This is a genomic window from Corallococcus terminator (assembly GCF_003611635.1).
Classification (GTDB): domain Bacteria; phylum Myxococcota; class Myxococcia; order Myxococcales; family Myxococcaceae; genus Corallococcus; species Corallococcus terminator.
Map to the genome: position 1 here is coordinate 1 of NZ_RAVZ01000083.1, position 16,384 is coordinate 16,384.

At 68.7% G+C, this 16,384-nt stretch carries 16 protein-coding genes; 11 read left to right on the forward strand and 5 right to left on the reverse strand.

Features of this window, described 5'->3' with window-relative positions; genetic code table 11:
* Positions 1 to 179: 179 nt before the first annotated feature.
* Both D7V88_RS14375 and D7V88_RS14380 read left to right on the forward strand, forming a co-directional pair.
* Positions 180 to 1,346, forward strand: coding sequence for an ATPase, T2SS/T4P/T4SS family (locus D7V88_RS14375; RefSeq protein ID WP_120541211.1), 1,167 nt, complete (start codon positions 180 to 182; stop codon positions 1,344 to 1,346).
* Between the two features lie 22 nt (positions 1,347 to 1,368).
* Positions 1,369 to 2,523 (forward strand): hypothetical protein, encoded by a 1,155-nt coding sequence (locus D7V88_RS14380; protein ID WP_120541212.1) that lies wholly within the window; start codon positions 1,369 to 1,371, stop codon positions 2,521 to 2,523.
* Here the strand turns inward: D7V88_RS14380 and D7V88_RS14385 are convergent.
* Both D7V88_RS14385 and D7V88_RS14390 read right to left on the reverse strand, forming a co-directional pair.
* The gene (locus D7V88_RS14385) at positions 2,513 to 3,361 is read right to left on the reverse strand and encodes a class I SAM-dependent methyltransferase (RefSeq protein ID WP_120541213.1); all 849 of its coding nucleotides are present in this window, start codon (positions 3,359 to 3,361) and stop codon (positions 2,513 to 2,515) included. The two genes, D7V88_RS14380 and D7V88_RS14385, sit on opposite strands and share 11 nt — an antisense overlap.
* Before the next feature lie 7 nt (positions 3,362 to 3,368).
* Positions 3,369 to 4,781, reverse strand: coding sequence for a GspE/PulE/PilB domain-containing protein (locus D7V88_RS14390; protein WP_120541214.1), 1,413 nt, complete (start codon positions 4,779 to 4,781; stop codon positions 3,369 to 3,371).
* A gap of 153 nt (positions 4,782 to 4,934) precedes the next feature.
* Here D7V88_RS14390 and D7V88_RS14395 point away from each other — a divergent pair, with 153 nt between their 5' ends.
* The 9 genes from D7V88_RS14395 (at position 4,935) to D7V88_RS14435 (ending at position 12,400) form a co-directional block, all read left to right on the forward strand.
* Positions 4,935 to 6,002: an SPFH domain-containing protein gene (locus tag D7V88_RS14395; RefSeq protein WP_120541215.1), complete on the forward strand. Its 1,068-nt coding sequence runs from the start codon at positions 4,935 to 4,937 to the stop codon at positions 6,000 to 6,002.
* 26 nt (positions 6,003 to 6,028) lie between these two features.
* Positions 6,029 to 6,949: a diacylglycerol kinase catalytic domain-containing protein gene (locus tag D7V88_RS14400; protein WP_120541216.1), complete on the forward strand. Its 921-nt coding sequence runs from the start codon at positions 6,029 to 6,031 to the stop codon at positions 6,947 to 6,949.
* Between the two features lie 414 nt (positions 6,950 to 7,363).
* Complete coding sequence (locus tag D7V88_RS14405) at positions 7,364 to 7,786, forward strand: PTS sugar transporter subunit IIA (protein WP_120534882.1); 423 nt, start codon at positions 7,364 to 7,366, stop codon at positions 7,784 to 7,786.
* Positions 7,787 to 7,819: 33 nt separating this feature from the next.
* Complete coding sequence (locus tag D7V88_RS14410) at positions 7,820 to 8,305, forward strand: PTS sugar transporter subunit IIB (protein WP_120541217.1); 486 nt, start codon at positions 7,820 to 7,822, stop codon at positions 8,303 to 8,305.
* Positions 8,306 to 8,309: 4 nt separating this feature from the next.
* Entirely contained in the window at positions 8,310 to 9,026 is a 717-nt protein-coding gene (locus tag D7V88_RS14415) for a PTS sugar transporter subunit IIC (RefSeq protein ID WP_120541218.1), read from the forward strand.
* The gene (locus D7V88_RS14420) at positions 9,023 to 9,829 is read left to right on the forward strand and encodes a PTS system mannose/fructose/sorbose family transporter subunit IID (protein WP_120541219.1); all 807 of its coding nucleotides are present in this window, start codon (positions 9,023 to 9,025) and stop codon (positions 9,827 to 9,829) included. Before D7V88_RS14415 ends, D7V88_RS14420 begins: the two co-directional genes overlap by 4 nt.
* 32 nt (positions 9,830 to 9,861) lie before the next feature.
* Complete coding sequence (locus D7V88_RS14425) at positions 9,862 to 10,140, forward strand: HPr family phosphocarrier protein (protein WP_120541220.1); 279 nt, start codon at positions 9,862 to 9,864, stop codon at positions 10,138 to 10,140.
* 40 nt (positions 10,141 to 10,180) lie between these two features.
* Complete coding sequence (gene ptsP / locus D7V88_RS14430) at positions 10,181 to 11,989, forward strand: phosphoenolpyruvate--protein phosphotransferase (protein ID WP_120541221.1); 1,809 nt, start codon at positions 10,181 to 10,183, stop codon at positions 11,987 to 11,989.
* A 93-nt stretch (positions 11,990 to 12,082) separates the two neighbouring features.
* Complete coding sequence (locus D7V88_RS14435; protein ID WP_120541222.1) at positions 12,083 to 12,400, forward strand: hypothetical protein; 318 nt, start codon at positions 12,083 to 12,085, stop codon at positions 12,398 to 12,400.
* A 20-nt stretch (positions 12,401 to 12,420) separates the two neighbouring features.
* Here D7V88_RS14435 and D7V88_RS14440 read toward each other — a convergent pair whose 3' ends face one another.
* From D7V88_RS14440 to D7V88_RS14450, 3 genes are all read right to left on the reverse strand, one after another.
* A complete protein-coding gene (locus tag D7V88_RS14440; RefSeq protein WP_120541223.1) occupies positions 12,421 to 12,933 on the reverse strand; it encodes an MgtC/SapB family protein in 513 nt (170 codons plus the stop codon).
* Between the two features lie 13 nt (positions 12,934 to 12,946).
* Positions 12,947 to 13,552, reverse strand: coding sequence for an MXAN_6521/LA_1396 family lipoprotein (locus tag D7V88_RS14445; RefSeq protein WP_120541224.1), 606 nt, complete (start codon positions 13,550 to 13,552; stop codon positions 12,947 to 12,949).
* A gap of 98 nt (positions 13,553 to 13,650) precedes the next feature.
* The gene (locus D7V88_RS14450; RefSeq protein WP_120541225.1) at positions 13,651 to 16,299 is read right to left on the reverse strand and encodes an efflux RND transporter permease subunit; all 2,649 of its coding nucleotides are present in this window, start codon (positions 16,297 to 16,299) and stop codon (positions 13,651 to 13,653) included.
* Between the last annotated feature and the right edge of the window lie 85 nt (positions 16,300 to 16,384).

Genomic DNA, 16,384 nt, shown 5'->3' on the forward strand with positions numbered 1-16,384 from the left:
CCTGAACATCAAGCGATGTTACCCAAGCGCCTGCCGGAGGGGATCCCCCCTTGTGGTGCCCACTCGCTCGGCCATGCGGCAGGCTTGCAGCCGGGACGGGCCTGGGCGTCCGGGGTGGGGGAGGGTCGTGCCTTCTGTCATGGCCGGGGCGGAACGGGCCGTGCCATCGTCCGCGTCCCATGAAGAACCCGAACCCGAAGCCCTCCCTGCCGTCCACGCCGCAGGCCGTGTTCGCCAGCCTGCTGACGCAGTTGGGGGAGGCGGGCCGGAAGCCGGCGCGGGTCCCCGCGTCACCGACGACGCCCGAGGCCCTGGCGGCGGCCCTCTTCGAGGTGGCTGCGGGCACGGGCGCGGCGCTGTTCTCCGTGTGGGCGGCGGAGGATTACGACGACGCGTCGGAGGACGGTGACGAAGCCGGAGACACCGGGAACGGTGACGACGCGGAGGCCGAGCCCGCGCGGATGCGCATCAACGCGGGCATCACGTTGTTCTTCATCGGGGAGGATTCTCCGGACCGGGTCGGGTTGCTGGGCTCGGAGCGGGTGCCGGTGCGTCAGGCCATCGATTACGCGCTGTACCGTCCGCTGGGGCAGGCCCTGGTGGCCCACGCGAAGCGCGGCGCGGATCCGAGGTTGCCCGACCGTGGCAGCGTGTCCTTCCCGGCTGGCTCCGCGGATCCGGAGCTGATGTTCCGGGTGTCCTTCCGTGAAGACGCGCTGGGCACGTGGACCACGGCGCTGGCGCGAAGCCGCGAGACGCGTCAGGCGTTCCCGAGCATCACGAGCCTGCCGCTCGCGGACGACGCGGGCGCGTTCCTGGAGACGTACTTCCGGGAGTTGAACAAGGCGCTCTTCAATGGCCAGGTGGTGCTGCTCACGGGGGCGTCCGGAACGGGTCGCAGCACGACCCTGCGGGCCCTGATGGATGCGCTGCCAGACAACGTGCACGCGCTGGCGGCGGTGGAGGAGCCGAAGGGCGGCACGGGCGGCGCCATCGGCATGGTGCGCGTGGGGCCGGAGCTGACCGTGGCGCAGGCGCTGCGGTCGTTCCTGAGGCAGGACCCGGACCTTCTCTTCGCGGACGAGGTGCGCACGCTGGCGGACCTGGAGCTCCTCTGCAACGGAGCGCTCACGGGACACGGCACGGCGTGCGTGCTGGAGGCGAAGACGCCCGAGGACGGCTACGCCTGGATGACGGAATCGCTGCCGGGAATCCCCATGATGCCGCTCATCGTGCACCACACGCGCGACGCGGCGACGGGCACCTTCGCGATGACGCTCCACGAGGCGAAGCCCACGGAAGACGGCGGTGCATTGCGCATCGTCCCGTGGACTCCGCCCGCGTAGTTCAGGCTGGGGGAACGCAGCGATGACGATGCCCTTTGCGAATGACGAGCGCTTCGTGAATCGCGACGCCGCGTACGCGCTCGCGAAGACCTTCCGGCACGACCTTTCGCTCTGGCAGTGGGTCATGGGCGCGTTGATGGAGGCGAACGTCTTCCGCCTCATGAAGGGCGATGCGCCCGCCGCGCCGTTCGACCTGTTCTTCCTGACCTGGACGATGCATGCGCTCCACGCACGGAAGTACGCCGTTCTGCGGGTGCTTTCAGAGGACATGCAAGGGTGGCTGGGCAGTGCGCTGGTCGGTGCCCGGGTGCCCGTGCGAATCCTGGAGGGCTTTCGCTCCTGGTGCCTCCAGGACGACCCGCCGCACATCGAGGAGCCCACCGAGTCTGGGGATGGAGCAAAGGCTCTGCCCTGGATGGAGGAGGAGGCCGCGCGGGTGCTCTTGGAGGAACTCCAGGGCAACACGAGCGCGCGGTTCGTCACGCAGGGGTTGAGCGCGGCGAAGGAGCTCCATCGGCAGGGCGCGACAATCTCCGCTCCGTTCGATCTGCGTTATTTCGTCAAGGTCCTGACGGAGCTCAGCAGGGACCGAAGGGTCGTCCTCTCCACGCTGCTGGGGGAGGATCTGCGATGGTGGTCGGATGACGACGAGGACCCTTCTGAGCCGCCAGCAGTCGTCACGGTGCAGGACGAAGGGGGTCCCAGTTGCTGGGTGAACTACGAGGCCACCCTCCAGTTCATTGAGGCCTTCGACTTCGCGCCGGTCGGCCTGTGGGTCGCGCAGGGGCTGGCCGAGGCCGTGTGGTTTCGTCCCATGCAGCGTGAAGCACCATCCGCGCCGTTCGACCTGCTCTTCTTCGCGAAGACCCTGGAGGCGCTCCATGTCCAGCGGCGCTCCGATGCGCGCCCGATAGCGAAGGGACTGGCCTTCGTGAGAGCGCGGTGGCGAGCCCATGAGGTTGGCCCCTGGCTGAACGAATCCGCCGCGTTGCAGCATGTCCGGAGCCTCGGTGACGCCAAGGCCGAGCGGTTCGTCATGTGGGGCGTGGACGTATGCAGGCGTGGTGCTCCGCCGTCCGTTCCGTTCGACCTGCTCCACTACGTCAAGACGCTGGGTGCGCTCTACGCGGAGCGGCTGAACGGCCACCCCATGCACGAAATCTTCGTCAACGACTGACGCGGCTGCTTGTGGCCGTCAACTGCCGCATGCCCCAGCGGCAGGACACGGTGCCATCCGAGCGCCGCAGGGGTTCCACGGCCTGGAGGAACGAGGCTTCGAGCGAAGCCCGCGCCGCCGGAGACAACCGGTCCGCGTCATACGTCGTGCGGAGCGAGTCCCAGACCGAACGGGGCTCTCCATCCCCCTGGACGATGAGGTCCTGGATGGCGACGTCCTCGAACCCCTCGTGGAAGAGCCCCTTCAGTCCCTCCACCGAGCGCACCCGTGGGTCGCCCAGCGGCAGCCACGGCTGTGTCTCCGCCAGCAGCAAGGGCCGCAAGAGTCCCGCGAAACGCTCCACCGCATCGCCGCGCACCATGTCGCCGCCGACGACCACGGACACCGTCCCACCGGGCTTCAGCACGCGTCGGAGTTCCGCGAGGACGGTCTCCACGTCATCCATCAACATGAGCGCCAGATGGCTCAGCACGACATCGATGCTGGCCTCCGCGAACGGGAGTGTCTGCGCCCGTCCCTGGTGCAGTGTCGCAGCGCCCTTCAACCGGGCCTGTGCCGCCGCGAGCTCATGCTCGCTCATGTCCAGCCCGAGCAACGACAGCCCCGGCTGCTCCCTCTTCGCGAGCAGTTCCAGCAGATGCCCGTCGCCACAGGCGAGATCGAGCACGACCCGTGGCCCCGCATCCCGAGGCACCACCGCCTCCAGCAGCGAATACGTGGAGGGAAACGTTTCACCCTCCCGTTGCACGGGCGCGGTCGCGAACCAGTGTGCGGTCACCCCTGCGAGGCGACCATGGAAGTCGAGCAGGTAGGACTCGGCGGGGGAGGGGACGGTCATGGGGGCCTCAACGCTTGGGCTTCTTCTTCCCCGCGTTGGTGGCATCGGCGGTGATGCACAGCACGGAGTACAGGTTCATCGTGTAGACGCTGTTCTCCGGCTCCAGGTCCGCGGCCTTCTGGAAGAACGCGGAGGCGCGGGTGTAGTCGCGGTGGTGGTTGAGGACGATCATCCCCATGCGGTTGTAGAGCGGCGCGGGCTGGGCCATCAGCGCGATGCTGCGCTCCAGCAGGTCCAGCGCCTCCGTCATCTTGCCCGCGCGCTCCAGCCGCACCACGCGTTGAAGCACCTCCTCGCGGGCGTCCTCCTGCCGGGGCGCCGCGGGCTTCGACGCCAGTGCTCCCGACAACGTCACGGAGGGCAACGGCCCCTGCGTCCGCGTCGCCGCCACGTTGGCTCCAGGCACCGCGCTCCGAACCGCCGCTGACGCCGCTACCGGAGGCACCGTCACCGGAGCAGCCCGTACCGCCTGGACCGGGATTGGCGCGGCCTCACCCCGGGTCTCCGCCTCGGCGGAGGCCAGCGTGCCCACCAGCTTCGTCACCCCGCGCTCCGACAGCGACTCGAACAGCGCGTGCAGCTCCACCTCCGTGACCTGCGTGATGAGCGCCATCTCGGAGAGCGCCGTGCGTCCATCCACCTGCGACAGCACATACGCCTCGAACGGGCTGAGGTTCATGCGCGCGATGTCCAGGCCGCCGACAATCACCGGTCGCACTGGAGGTGCCCCGGCCCGCGCCTTCGCCTGGAAGGACACCACCCGCGTCGCCTCCGCCTGTGGAGGCCGGGGCGTCCCGCGCGCGCCCGTCTGCTCCGGCTGCGTCAGCAGCGCCCGCACCAGCGACACGTTGTCCCGGGGCGGCAGGTCCTCCACGCTGCGCACGAGCAGCAACTCACAGCGCGCGCACTGGAAGTCCCCCGGCTTGCTCGGCGCGCCGCAGTGCGGACACACCAGGTCCTCCGGTGGGTGCTCGAAGGCCTGGAGGTCCGCGTAGTAGTGCTTGCGGATGGCCGCGCGGATGGACCGGCGCACCGCCACGAATGGCAGCACCTGCGCGACGCCCACCGTCTTGGCGATCTCCTCCAGCGCCCGCCCCCGCTGCGGTTCGGAGATGGCCACGTACAACACGTCCTGCGCCAGCCGCAGCGGCATGAAGTCGAAGCCTTCGGCCAGCCGCACCGGCACGCGCTCCAGCAGCGCCGGGTCCACCTTCGCCTGCGCCAGCTTCTCCGTGGACACGAAGCGCGTCTTCAGCTCCTGCGCGAGCAGCCGCAACACCGGCGTCTCATCCACACCCAGCCGCACCAGACACTCGCCCAGCTTCTGGCCCGTCTCCTGCTGTCGCGCGAGCGCCCGGTTCAACACATCCGGGGTCAACACCCCGTCCAGGACCAACTGCTCCCCGAGTTTGCGCGCCATGCCCCCGATTCAAGGACGCCCCGATGCGCCCGTCTACCGGCATCCGCGCCACAAACCCCCGTTTCCACATTTCCATTTGCGAACGTGTAACGTGGACACTAAGATAGTGTCGGAAATACACGAATGGAACGCAGTGAGTGAGGGGGAGCACCGATGTTCTTCGGGTACATGAAGTCGACGCCGACCACGTACGTGATGCAGTACCGGGATGGGGAGGTGGTCCGCGAGGGAGCGGGCCTGTCCTTCCTGTACTGGAAGCCGGCGACGACGCTGGTATCGGTGCCGCTGTCGAGCGCGGACGTGCCGTTCGCTTTCAACGAGGTCACCCGTGACTTCCAGCCCGTCACCCTCCAGGGCCAACTGACCTATCGGGTAGAGGAGCCGCGCCGATTGGCGGGGCTGTTGGATTACTCGGTGACGCCGGGCGGGCGCTACCGCTCGGACGATCCTGAGAAGCTGGCGGACCGTCTGGTGCAAGCCGCCCAGGTGCGCGCCCGCGCGGTGGTGCAGTCGCTGGGCCTGCGCGAGGTGCTGGTGCACTCGGACGCGCTGGAGTCCAAGGTGCTGGCGGGGCTCGCGGACGCGGAGGCCGTGAAAGCGCTGGGCGTGCAGGTGATGGCCTTCTCCGTTCTCTCCATCCAGCCCACGCCGGAGATGGCGCGGGCGCTGGAGGCCGCCGCTCGCGAAGGACTCCAGCGCGAAGCAGACGAGGCCATCTACGCCCGTCGCAACGCGGCCGTGGAGCAGGAGCGGCGCATCAAGGAGAGCGAGCTGGCCACGGAGCTGGTGGTGGAGGAGCGCCAGCGCCAGATTCGCGAGGCGAAGATGGCCGCGGACATCGCGGTGGAGGAGCAGCGCTCGGCCCTGATGGAGCGCTGGGTCCAGAACGAGCGCCAGTCCGCGGACGCGCGCGCGTACTCGTTGGAGCAGACGCTGGCGCCCGTGCGCGGCATGGACTGGAGGACGCTGATGGCCACGTCGTCCAACGGCGGCGACCCGGCGCTCAACATCGCCCTGGCCTTCCGCGAGATGGGGGAGAACGCCCAGCGCATCGGAGAGCTCAACGTGTCCCCGGACCTCTTGCGCTCGCTCATGTCGAACACGCCCCCGCGCGGCAACGACCCGACCCCGGACACCGACCCCAACACGGGCCGCCGTGGCCACAAGCCGCCGAAGCCCGGCGGCGCGGCCGTGCAGACCTTCGACCCGCGCGACCGCTGAACCCCTGAAGCCAAGAGAGGCACGCCATGTTCGAGAAGGTGGTGCTCGTCACGCGCAAGACGCGGTTGTCGGACCTGGTGGTGCGCTTCAACACGAAGAAGCAGGCGAAGTTCTACGTGGAGCGCGCCGGCCAGGACTTCACGGGCTTTGAAGAAGAGGACGACACGTACCGCCGCTCGGTGGACGCCCTGCGCGCGCAACTGGACGTGGGGCTGCCGGTGCAGCAGGTGGACCGCTCGCTCGTGCCCACCTTCCTCTTCACCGGCAAGGAGATCGTGGTGGCGGTGGGGCAGGACGGGCTGGTCGCCAACGTGGCCAAGTACGTGGGCGACCAGCCGCTCGTGGGCGTCAACCCGGACCCCGAGCACTTCGACGGGGTGCTCCTGCCCTTCCTCCCCGCGAAGACCCGGGCCGCCGTGCAGCGGGTGCTGGAGGGCAGGGGGCACTTCCGCCAGGTGCAGCTCGCGGAGGCGAAACTGGGAGACGGGCAGCGGCTGCTCGCCTTCAACGACCTGTTCATTGGCGCTCGCACGCACGTCTCCGCCCGCTACCAGCTTCGCTTCGGCGGGAAGCAGGAGGCGCAGTCGTCCAGCGGCGTGCTCGTGTCCACCGGCGCGGGCTCCAGCGGGTGGCTGTCGTCGGTGTTCGCCCTGGCGCGCGGCCTCACCCAGCAGACGGGCGGGACGCCGGGGCAGCCCTGGAAGCTCGGGTGGGAGGAGGCGCGGCTGGCCTTCGTCGTGCGCGAGCCCTTCGTCAGCCGCCACTCCAGCGCGGACATCGTCGGCGGCTTCGTCACCTCGAAGGACGAACTGGTGCTCGAATCGCGGATGCCCCAGGGCGGCGTCATCTTCAGCGACGGCATGGAGGAGGACTTCCTCACCTTCGGCGCGGGCGCCACCGTGCGCATCCGTCCAGCCGAGCAGCGGGCGCGCCTGGTCGTGCCCTGAAACACACCCGACGCTATAGGTCCCCGCACCCCGATATCCCGAGTACCCCTGGACCCTCGTCCCATCCTGTTGTTTCCAGGCGGCAGGCTCCCGGGTGACAGGCGAAGCTCGGCTGCCTTCCTACCCACCGAGCGGGAACGGCGGCCTCGTCCCTCGGGGCACGCACCGTCTGGGACGGCAGGGCATCTCTTCAAGTGTGGGGAGATCGCGCCCGTCCCCCCGTCCGGCAGACGACACCCTGTCCCTTCCCCGGACCTGAAATTCCAGGCATGGTGAGCGCAGTCGCCTTACCTTCGAGTCGAAGCGGTTGGGGTGTAGCGGTCCCAGGTGCAGGCGAAAAACTCACCGGAGTTGCGTCACGTCGTTGATGGGCGTAGGAACGCAAAATCTCCGGGGGGTTGGTCAGGGGTGATCATGGTCGGCCTCGTCATCGCATCGCATGGACGTCTGGCGGATGAGCTGGTCTCAACCGCGGAGCAGATCGTGGGCAAGCTGCCCGCGGTGGCGACTTGCAGCATCGAGCCGGGGGCCCCTGTCGAGGACCTGCGCGCCAAGATGAAGCTGGCCGTCAAGACCGTGGACGAAGGGGACGGCGTCATCATCATGGCCGACCTGTTCGGAGGTACGCCCTGTAAGGAATCGCTGATGATGTGTCAGCGGATGAATCTGGAAGTCCTGGCCGGCGTCAATCTGCCCATGCTGCTGAAGGCCAATTCGCTCCGTTCGGAGCAGATGGCCCTTTCGGAGATGGCCAACCAGCTGGCGTCGTACGGCCAGCGCAACATCACCTGTGCGTCCGCCCTGCTTCGCGAGGCCCAGCAGCAGCCGCGAACTTGACGGACCCGCGCGGGTCGGCGATTCGAGACTGCCGTGATCACCCTGGTCCGCGTCGACAACCGCCTCATCCACGGCCAGGTCGTTGAGGCCTGGCTTCCCCACCTCAAGGTGTCCCGCGTGGTGGTGGCGGATGATGAGGCCGCTTCCAGTCCCCTCATTCGCGCCGCGATGGCGCTCGCCGTGCAAAGTGCCATCGAAGTGCAGATCCTCCCCCTGGCCCAGGTGGACTTCGCCGCCCTGTCGAAGGACGGCGTCCGCACCCTGGTGCTCCTGAGGGATGTCTCCTCCGTGCCGTTCGCCTACCAGCACGGGCTGGTGATGGATCAGCTCAACCTGGGCAACGTGCACTTCGGCACCGGCCGCCGTCAGGTGTCTCCGTCCGTCTTCCTGGCGGAAGGTGAGCTCCAGGCCCTCCAGCAGCTCTCTGAACAGGGCGTGCGCGTGGAGGCGCGCGCGGTGCCCGCGGAGAAGTCGGTGGACCTGCCCGATTTGACCGAGCGCTGGTCGAAGGCCGGGTGAACCGGTGAACGTCGGTTGGACCCAGGTGGCGCTCGCGTGTCTCTGGGGCGGACTGGTGGCCGTGGAGCGCAAGGCGTTCCTGCAGGCCATGCTGTCCCGGCCCCTGGTGGCCGCCACGTTCATGGGCGCGCTGCTGGGTGACGTCGGCAGCGGGCTGTCCGTGGGCATGCTCCTGGAGCTGTTCTACCTGGGCACCGCCAACCTGGGCGCGTCGCTGCCGGAGAACGACACCCTGGCGGCCACCGGCACCGCCGCCGCCGCCGCCACGCTGACGGCCGCCACCGGCGCGGGCTCCACGCCCGCCATCTGGTCGCTGGCCGTCCTGCTCTTCATCGGCCTGGGCCGGGTGGGGCGCAGGTTGGACCGGCTCTTGGAGGGCTACTCCGCGCGCCTTGCCCGCGTGGCGCTGGCGTCCGCGGAGGCCGGCAATCTCACGCGCGCCATGCGCCAGAACCTGTGGGGCATGTGGCCGCACTTCGTGGGCTACGGCGCCATCACCGGCGCGTGCGCGCTGGCGGGCTTCTTCCTGGAGCCCGTGCTGGCGGTGCTGCCGCAGGGGCTGGTGCGGGGGCTGGCGTGGGCGTACCCGGCCATGGCCTGCGTGGCGGCGGCCATCGCCGCACAGAGCAGCCACGCGAAGCGCGCGCCCCTGTTCGCGGGGCTCGCTGCGGCGGGCGTCACGGTGGCGGTGGTCCTCTCCAAGCTCCAGGAGCGGCCATGAGCACGACGCCGCCGGTCGCTCCCACGACGAGCGCTCCCGTCCATCCGCCGGCGCGGCTGTCGCGCGGCACGGTGCTGCGCGTCTTCCTGCGCTCGCTCTTCCTCCAGGCGTCGTGGAACCCCAAGGGGATGCAGAACCTGGGGCTCGCGTACGCGGTGTATCCCGCGCTGGAGCGGCTGTACCCGCCGGGGCCCCTGCGCGAGGCGGCGGTGCGCCGGCACCTGGTCTTCTTCAACACGCACCCGTACGTGGCGGCGGCCATCGTGGGCGGCGTCGTCAACCACGAGCGGAAGATTGCTCGGGGCGAGGAGACGCCGGACCGCGTGGTGAGCTTCAAGGCGGCGCTGATGGGGCCGCTGGCGGCGTTGGGAGACGGGTTCTTCTGGCTGTCGCTCAAGCCCGCGGTGGGCGGGCTGTGCGCGGCGATGGTGCCGCTGTTGGGCGTGTGGGCGGTGGCGCTCTTCCTGGTGCTCTACAACCTGGTGCACCTGCTCTTGCGCATCCGGCTGTACTGGCTGGGGCTGAGCCTGGGGGACCGGTTGGTGGAGGCGGTGGCGCGGGTGAACCTTCCCGCCAAGGGCGCGCGCCTGAGGGGCGTGGCGGCCGCGAGCGCGGGCGGGCTCGCGGCGTGGCTGGCGGTGAGCTTCGGGGCGACGGCGGGCGGCACCTGGGCGGTGTTCCTGTCGGTGGGATGCCTGGCGGTGGGGGTGCTGGCCTACGTGGCTGTCAGCCGCCGGGTCCCCACGTACGTGGTCCTCTATGTCGCGGCGGGATTGGCCTGCGCGGCGGGGGCCTTTCTTTGAGTGGACGAACCACAGCAGCAGCAGGAGTCGTGATGCCGAGCGAGGCCCAGGGAACATTCGAGATCGTCAACGCGCTGGGGCTGCATGCCCGGGCCGCGGCGCAGATGGTCAAGGTGGCCAACCGCTTCAAGAGCGAGGTCTCCATCGCCGCGGAAGGCAACCGCGCGAACGCCAAGTCCATCATGGGCGTGCTGATGCTCGCGGCGGGGCAGGGCGTGCAGGTGACCATTACCTGCAAGGGCGAGGACGCGGACGCGTGCCTGTCCGAATTGAAAAAGCTCATCGCGGATCGCTTTGGCGAAGCGCAGTGAACGTGGAAGATAGACCCCTCCCCAGGGCAGGAACCGAACCGTGAGCAGCCAGGCCACCCCTACACTCAGGTTGACAGGCATCGGCGCCTCCCCGGGCGTAGCGGTGGGCCACGCCTTCATCCTGGACCGCAAGCGCATCCGCACGCCCAAGCTGCGTCTGGCCGACGCCGAGGTGGAGCCGGAGCGGATGCGGATGAAGACGGCGATCGACTTATCCGACCGCCAGCTCGCGGAGCTGAAGGACCAGATTACGCGCACGGAGGGCAGCGACCACGCCCTCATCCTGGAAGCCCACCGGCTGATGCTCCACGACCCCATGCTCGTGGATGAGGTCAACCGCCTCATCGTGGAGGACCGCATCAACGCGGAGTGGGCGGTGCGCCGCACGGCCCGGAAGATAAAGCACCTGTTCGACAACATCCCGGACGAGTACTTCCGTGAGCGTCGCTCGGACGTGGACTACGTGGCCGACCGCATCATCCGCAACCTGATGGGCCAGGTGGTGGACGAGGAGGTGGAGGTCCCCGCGGAGGCCATCGTGGTGGCGCACGACCTGCCGCCGGCGGACGCGGCGATGATGGCCCGGAGCGGCCGCGTCGCGGGCTTCGTCACGGACCTGGGCGGCCAGACGAGCCACACGGCCATCGTGGCCCGCGCTCGGGAGACGCCCGCGGTGGTGGGCGCGGGGCGCGCGAGCGAGCAGATTTCGCCGGGCGACCTCATCGCGATGGACGGCACGCGCGGCGTGGTGCTGGTGAATCCGTCCGAGGACCAGCTCGCGCTCTTCCGCGAGGAGCAGCGCCGCTACCAGGAGAGCGAGCAGCTCGCGCTCAGCACCAAGGACCAGCCGGCGGTGAGCACGGACGGCTTCCGCATCCGGCTCAACGGCAACATGGAGTTCCTGGAGGAGATCCCCTCGCTGCTGGCGCACGGCGCGGAGGGCATCGGCCTGTACCGCACGGAGTTCATGTTCCTGGACCGCAAGACGGCGCCCACGGAGGAGGAGCACTACCGCGCCTACAAGCAGGTGCTGGAGGCGATGGGCGGCCGTCCCGTCACCATCCGCACGCTGGACCTGGGCGGCGACAAGGTGCCGGGCAAGACGAAGCACGAGAAGGAACCCAATCCCGCCATGGGGTTGAGGGCCATCCGCTACTGCCTGTCCAACCGGGAGCTGTTCCGGGTGCAGCTCCGGGCGCTGTTGCGCGCGAGCGTGCACGGCAACATGCGGCTGATGTTCCCCCTCATCTGCGGGGTGAGCGAGCTGCGGGAAGCCCGGAGCGAGCTGGAGGCGTGCCGCACGGCGCTGGGGCGGGCCGGGGTGCCGGTGGGCAAGCGCTTCCCGGTGGGCATCATGGTGGAGACGCCGAGCGCGGCGACCATCGCGGACCGGCTGGCGCAGGAAGCGGACTTCTTCTCCATCGGGACGAACGACCTCATCCAATACTCGCTGGCCATCGACCGCCAGAACCGCGAGGTGGCGTACCTCTACCGGCCGCTGCACCTGTCGGTGCTGCGCATGCTCCACGGCATCGTGGACGCGGCCAAGAGCGCCAACATCCCGGTGTCCATGTGCGGCGAGATGGCCGGAGATCCGCTCTTCACGCTGGTGCTGCTGGCGTTGGGCTTCGACGAGCTGTCGATGACGTCCGGGCAGATTCCGGTGGTGAAGCGGCTGATGCGCCGGGTGAGCCGCCGCGAGGCGATGGAGATGCTCCAGGCCGCCATGGAGCTGACGACGGCGGAGGAGATCGAGCGCTATGTGCGCACGGAGATGGACCGGCGCTTCAGCGGTCCGGAGGGCTCGCTGCTGACCTCGCTGCGCGACGTAGAACCCGAGTCCGTGTAGGCCCCGCTCCCCCCGTTTCAGCAGCAAAGGGGGGGTCGCCGTTTCCAGGGGGAATGCACACTTTGGCCGGACACGGATGCAGGAGGCAGCAGCGTGTTCAAATCAGCGGACATTCAGCGGGGCATGACGGTGCGGGACCGGGACGGGGAAGCCCTGGGTGGCGTCGTCGCGGTGGATCCCCGGGGCTTCACCATCGGGAAGGGCCGGGCCTTCGAGAAGGAATATCCGGTGCGCTTCTCCGACGTCGCGGACCTGGACGGGGATGACGTCTACCTGCGCCGGGACCTGGCGCACCTTCCGGGCGCAGTGCTGGCCGAAGGTGGAGCGAACGAGGACGACAGCGCTCTCAAGCCGCACCGCCCGGTGGCCTACACGCACGACCTGACGGGCGCGCTGGTGCCCATGGAGTAGGGCGCTTCACGGACGCCGCTTCACTTCGGAGGGGGATCCTCGCCATCGGCAGGGTCCCCTTCTTCGTCGTGCTGGCTGCCGTGGCGTCCGGACAGCGGTGTCAGGAACCGGGCCACGGGGCGCAGCAGCACCAGGGACAAGAGCGCCAGTCCCACCGTGACACCCGCCGCCACGTACATCCCCAGCCCGCAGGCCAGCCCCACCGCCGCGGTCACCCAGAGGTTGGCCGCGGTGGTGAGCCCCTTCACCGCGCCCCCATGGCGCAGGATGACGCCCGCGCCCAGGAAGCCGATGCCCACGACAATCTGACTGGCGATGCGGCTGATGTCCGCCTGTGACCCGTTCGGCGACACGCCCGGCTGGAGCACCCACTCCGTGTACACGCTGGCGAGCGTGAAGCAGCACGACCCCAGCGCGACCAACGTGTGCGTGCGCAGCCCCGCACTCTGGCTGCGCGCCTCGCGCTCCACGCCCAGGACGCCGCCCAGGAACGTGGCCAGCACCAACCGGCCGATGATGACGAAGGAGTCCACTCGAGGGGCGACGCTACTCGCCCAGGTCGATCTTCTCGTCCTTGTCCGCTTCGTTCAGTTCGGGATTGGGCAGCGTGTCCAGCGTCGCCACCAGCAGCTTGTACGAAGGCACCACGTAGGGCGCCACGTCCGGCCCCAGCTCCTTCTCGTACTGCTCCGCGCGCGCGGTGTACTTCTCGTCCTTCGAATCCCAGCTCCCCGCCGACTCCGCCGCCCACACCTCTTCACCGTCGCGGCAGCGGATGAGCTGCGCCTTGAGCGCCACCTCCGCCCCGTCGCCCACCTGCTTCACCTGCGGATCCAACCACAGCACGCCTTCAATCCCCTCCACGCACTGGTCCTTGAACGTCGCGTCCGTAGGCCGCTCCGGCAGGGACGTGTTCTCCTTCACCAGGAAGTCCCGGTTCTGGTTGAGCCACTGCCGCGCGATGAGGCTCCACAGGTCGCCCACGTACTGCTTGCCCGGGGGGAACGGCTGCGTCACCACCGCCAGCCGCTTCACCTGCTGCCGGTCCACCGTCGCGTAGTCCGCGCGCAGCCGCTGGCTCTTCACCGCGCTCGCACAGCCCGCCAGCATCATCAGGCCCAGCACCGGCCCCAGTCGCTTGAACGTCCCCATGGCTTGAAGCTCCTCAAGAAGAAGCCCCGCGCTTCCCCTTGGTGGAGGAAGGCGGGGCCGAAGTCCGGCGCGGGATATTAAGCGCTTCTTCCGCGCTGTCAGGCTGCGCGTGTGGAAGACGCGTCGCCGCCACCCGTCGAACCGTTCGACGGTGAGCGCCCCGCGTCACGCTGCCGCTTGTCGTGCATGAGCTGCATCACCGCCGCCAGCACCGTGAAGGACACCAGCAGCGTGGTGATGAGGCCGATGCACGCGATGATGCCCATGGAGCGCACGCCGTTGTGGCCGGCCACCAGCAGCGCCGCGAAGCCCGCCACCGCCGTCAGGGTGGAGGACGCCACCGCCGCGCCCACGCTGCGCAGCGCCACCAGCGGGGACGTCCCCTCCAGGAAGCGGTGCAGCAGGTACAGACCGTGGCTCACGCCGAAGCCCAGCAGGATGGGCAGGATGATGACGTTCATGAAGTTCAGGCGGATGTCGAACAGCGCCATGAAGCCCAGCATCATCGCCAGGCCCACCGTCAGCGGAATCACGGACGCCAGCGCCAGCTTCGCGTTGCGGAAGTCCGCGAAGTGCATCGCGAGGATCCACAGCGCGGTGAGGATGATGGTGAGCTTCGCGTCCTTGAGCACCATGCGCGCCAGCGACGCGTACAACTGCGTGGCGCCCGCGGCGCGGAACTCCTTCTCCACCGGCGTGCCCTGGGGCCCGTCCGTGAACTTGCCCGGCGTCACCATGGCCTTGATGGAGCGCGTCTGGTCCGCGAACTGGAGCATCTGCTTGCCGTCCCACAGGTCCACGCTCGGGTAGATGAACGTGAGGTAGCCGTGGTTCTCCGGCTGGGTGCTGGGCAGGTGGCGGAACTGCGTGGCGTAGATTTCCGGCACCTGGTGCACGTCGAAGGGACGCGCCTCCAGCATCTTCAGGAACAACTGCGCCTTCTCCTGCGTCTCCGGCGGCAGCGACGACACCTCGATGTCCTTCAGCTCCGCCTGCCACTCCTCCAAAATCTTCGTGTTCGCCTGCGCGATGCCTTCCGGCGGCACGAAGGTGAAGAGGCTCATCACCTGGGAGATGGTGGGGCGCTTCTTCGGATCCGCCGTCAGCTCCTTGTAGAGGGCCTCCGTCTCCGCCAGGTCCTTGGTGTAGATGGCGAGCGGGTCGCTGGCGATCTTGAAGCGGTCGTTGATTTCATCCTGCAACACCACCGACGGCTGGTTGGCCGGCATCAGCGCGCGGGTGTTGTAGTTGAAGCGCACGCCGTACGGCAGGCGCGTGAAGAAGTCCGCGCCCGCGGGGGGCTCGCCGTCCTTCCACGGGATGGCCGCGCCGCACACCACCGCCACCACCACGCAACCCACCGCCAGCACCAGGCCCGGACGCGGGATGCGCATCTCGTTGCCGGAGGCGTTGTTCACCGCGGGCGGCTTCATCACGCCAATCAGCTTCTGCGGCAGCTCCGGGTTCCTGCGGCCCGCCAGCGCCAGGAGCGCCGGGCACCAGGAGAACAGCGTCACACCCAGGAGCAGCGTGCCCGTGCCGGCCAGGAAGCCGAACTGGGAGAAGCCCTTGAAGTCGCTCACCATCAGCACGAAGAAGGAGCCCGCCACCACCACCGCGGACACCAGCGCCGGACGGCCCGCGTTGATGACCGCGTCGCGGATGGCCACGTCGTATCTCTTGCCCGCGCCCAGCTCCAGGCGCGTGCGGAAGATGAAGTGGATGCCGTAGTCGATGCCGAACCCCATCAGGATGCCGCCCAGGATGGAGGTGATCATGTTCAGCTCACCCACCGCCACGTAGGTGAAGCCCAGCGTGTACAGCGTGCCCGCCACGGTGCCGCTCACCACGATGAGCGTGGGCGCCCACTTGCGGAAGAACGCGATGGTGATGGCGAAGATGGCGACCAGCGCCAGGATGGTCACCGGCTGGAGCGACTCCTCGATGGCGTACGAGTCGTCCACCGCCGTCTTGTAGGAACCCGTGAAGCCGTAGGCGACCGTCTTCTTGTCGCCCATCTTGTAGTAGTCCTCCACCAACTGCACGCCACCGGCGTTGGACTTGGAGTAGTCCGCCAGGTCCTTGCGCAGCTTCTCCACGTAGTCCTTCGTCTGGCCAATCTGGTTCGTGTCCCACATCGGCTTGATGAGCAGCAGCAGCAGCTTGCGGTCCTGGGAGATGTAGTAGTCGTCCGCGATGCTCTTGTTGCCAACGCTCGAGTACTTGTCGACCAGGTCCTGCAGGTCCAGCTTCACCGGCTCCGTCTTCTTGATCTCGATGTAGAACGGGTTGCTGCGGCGGATCTGATCCTTGAGGAACGCCATGATGCGGCGCTTGCCCTCGGCCAGGTCCTCCGTCTTGATGAACAGCACCATGTTCTGCTGCACGAACTCGACGGGAATCTTGTACGTGAGCGAGCGCGCGTGCTCCTTGTCCTTGCCCACCATCACGGCCAGGTCGTCCGCGACGCGCTTGAGCGTGGCTTCGTCATCGCCGCGCAGCGCGACCATGAAGAAGCCGCTGCCGCCCACCATGTCGATGACGCGCTTGACGTCCTTCACCTCCTGGAGGTCCTGGGAGATGAGGTCCAACTGGTTCGAGTTGATGGTGAGCTTCGACGTGCCCCACACGGCCAGACCGAGCAGCAACAGCAGCACGGTCATCACGGTGCCGGGACGACGGACCAGCATCTCGGCGTAGGCGACGGCGAGGCGAGGCGGGGGATGCGAGGAGGGATTGCCGCTCATGGGCGCGGGACCCTATCGACAAAACACCCCGCCCGGAAGCAATGCCGGGCATGCCTGTCCGCCCGACCTCCGCCCGAGTCGGGAC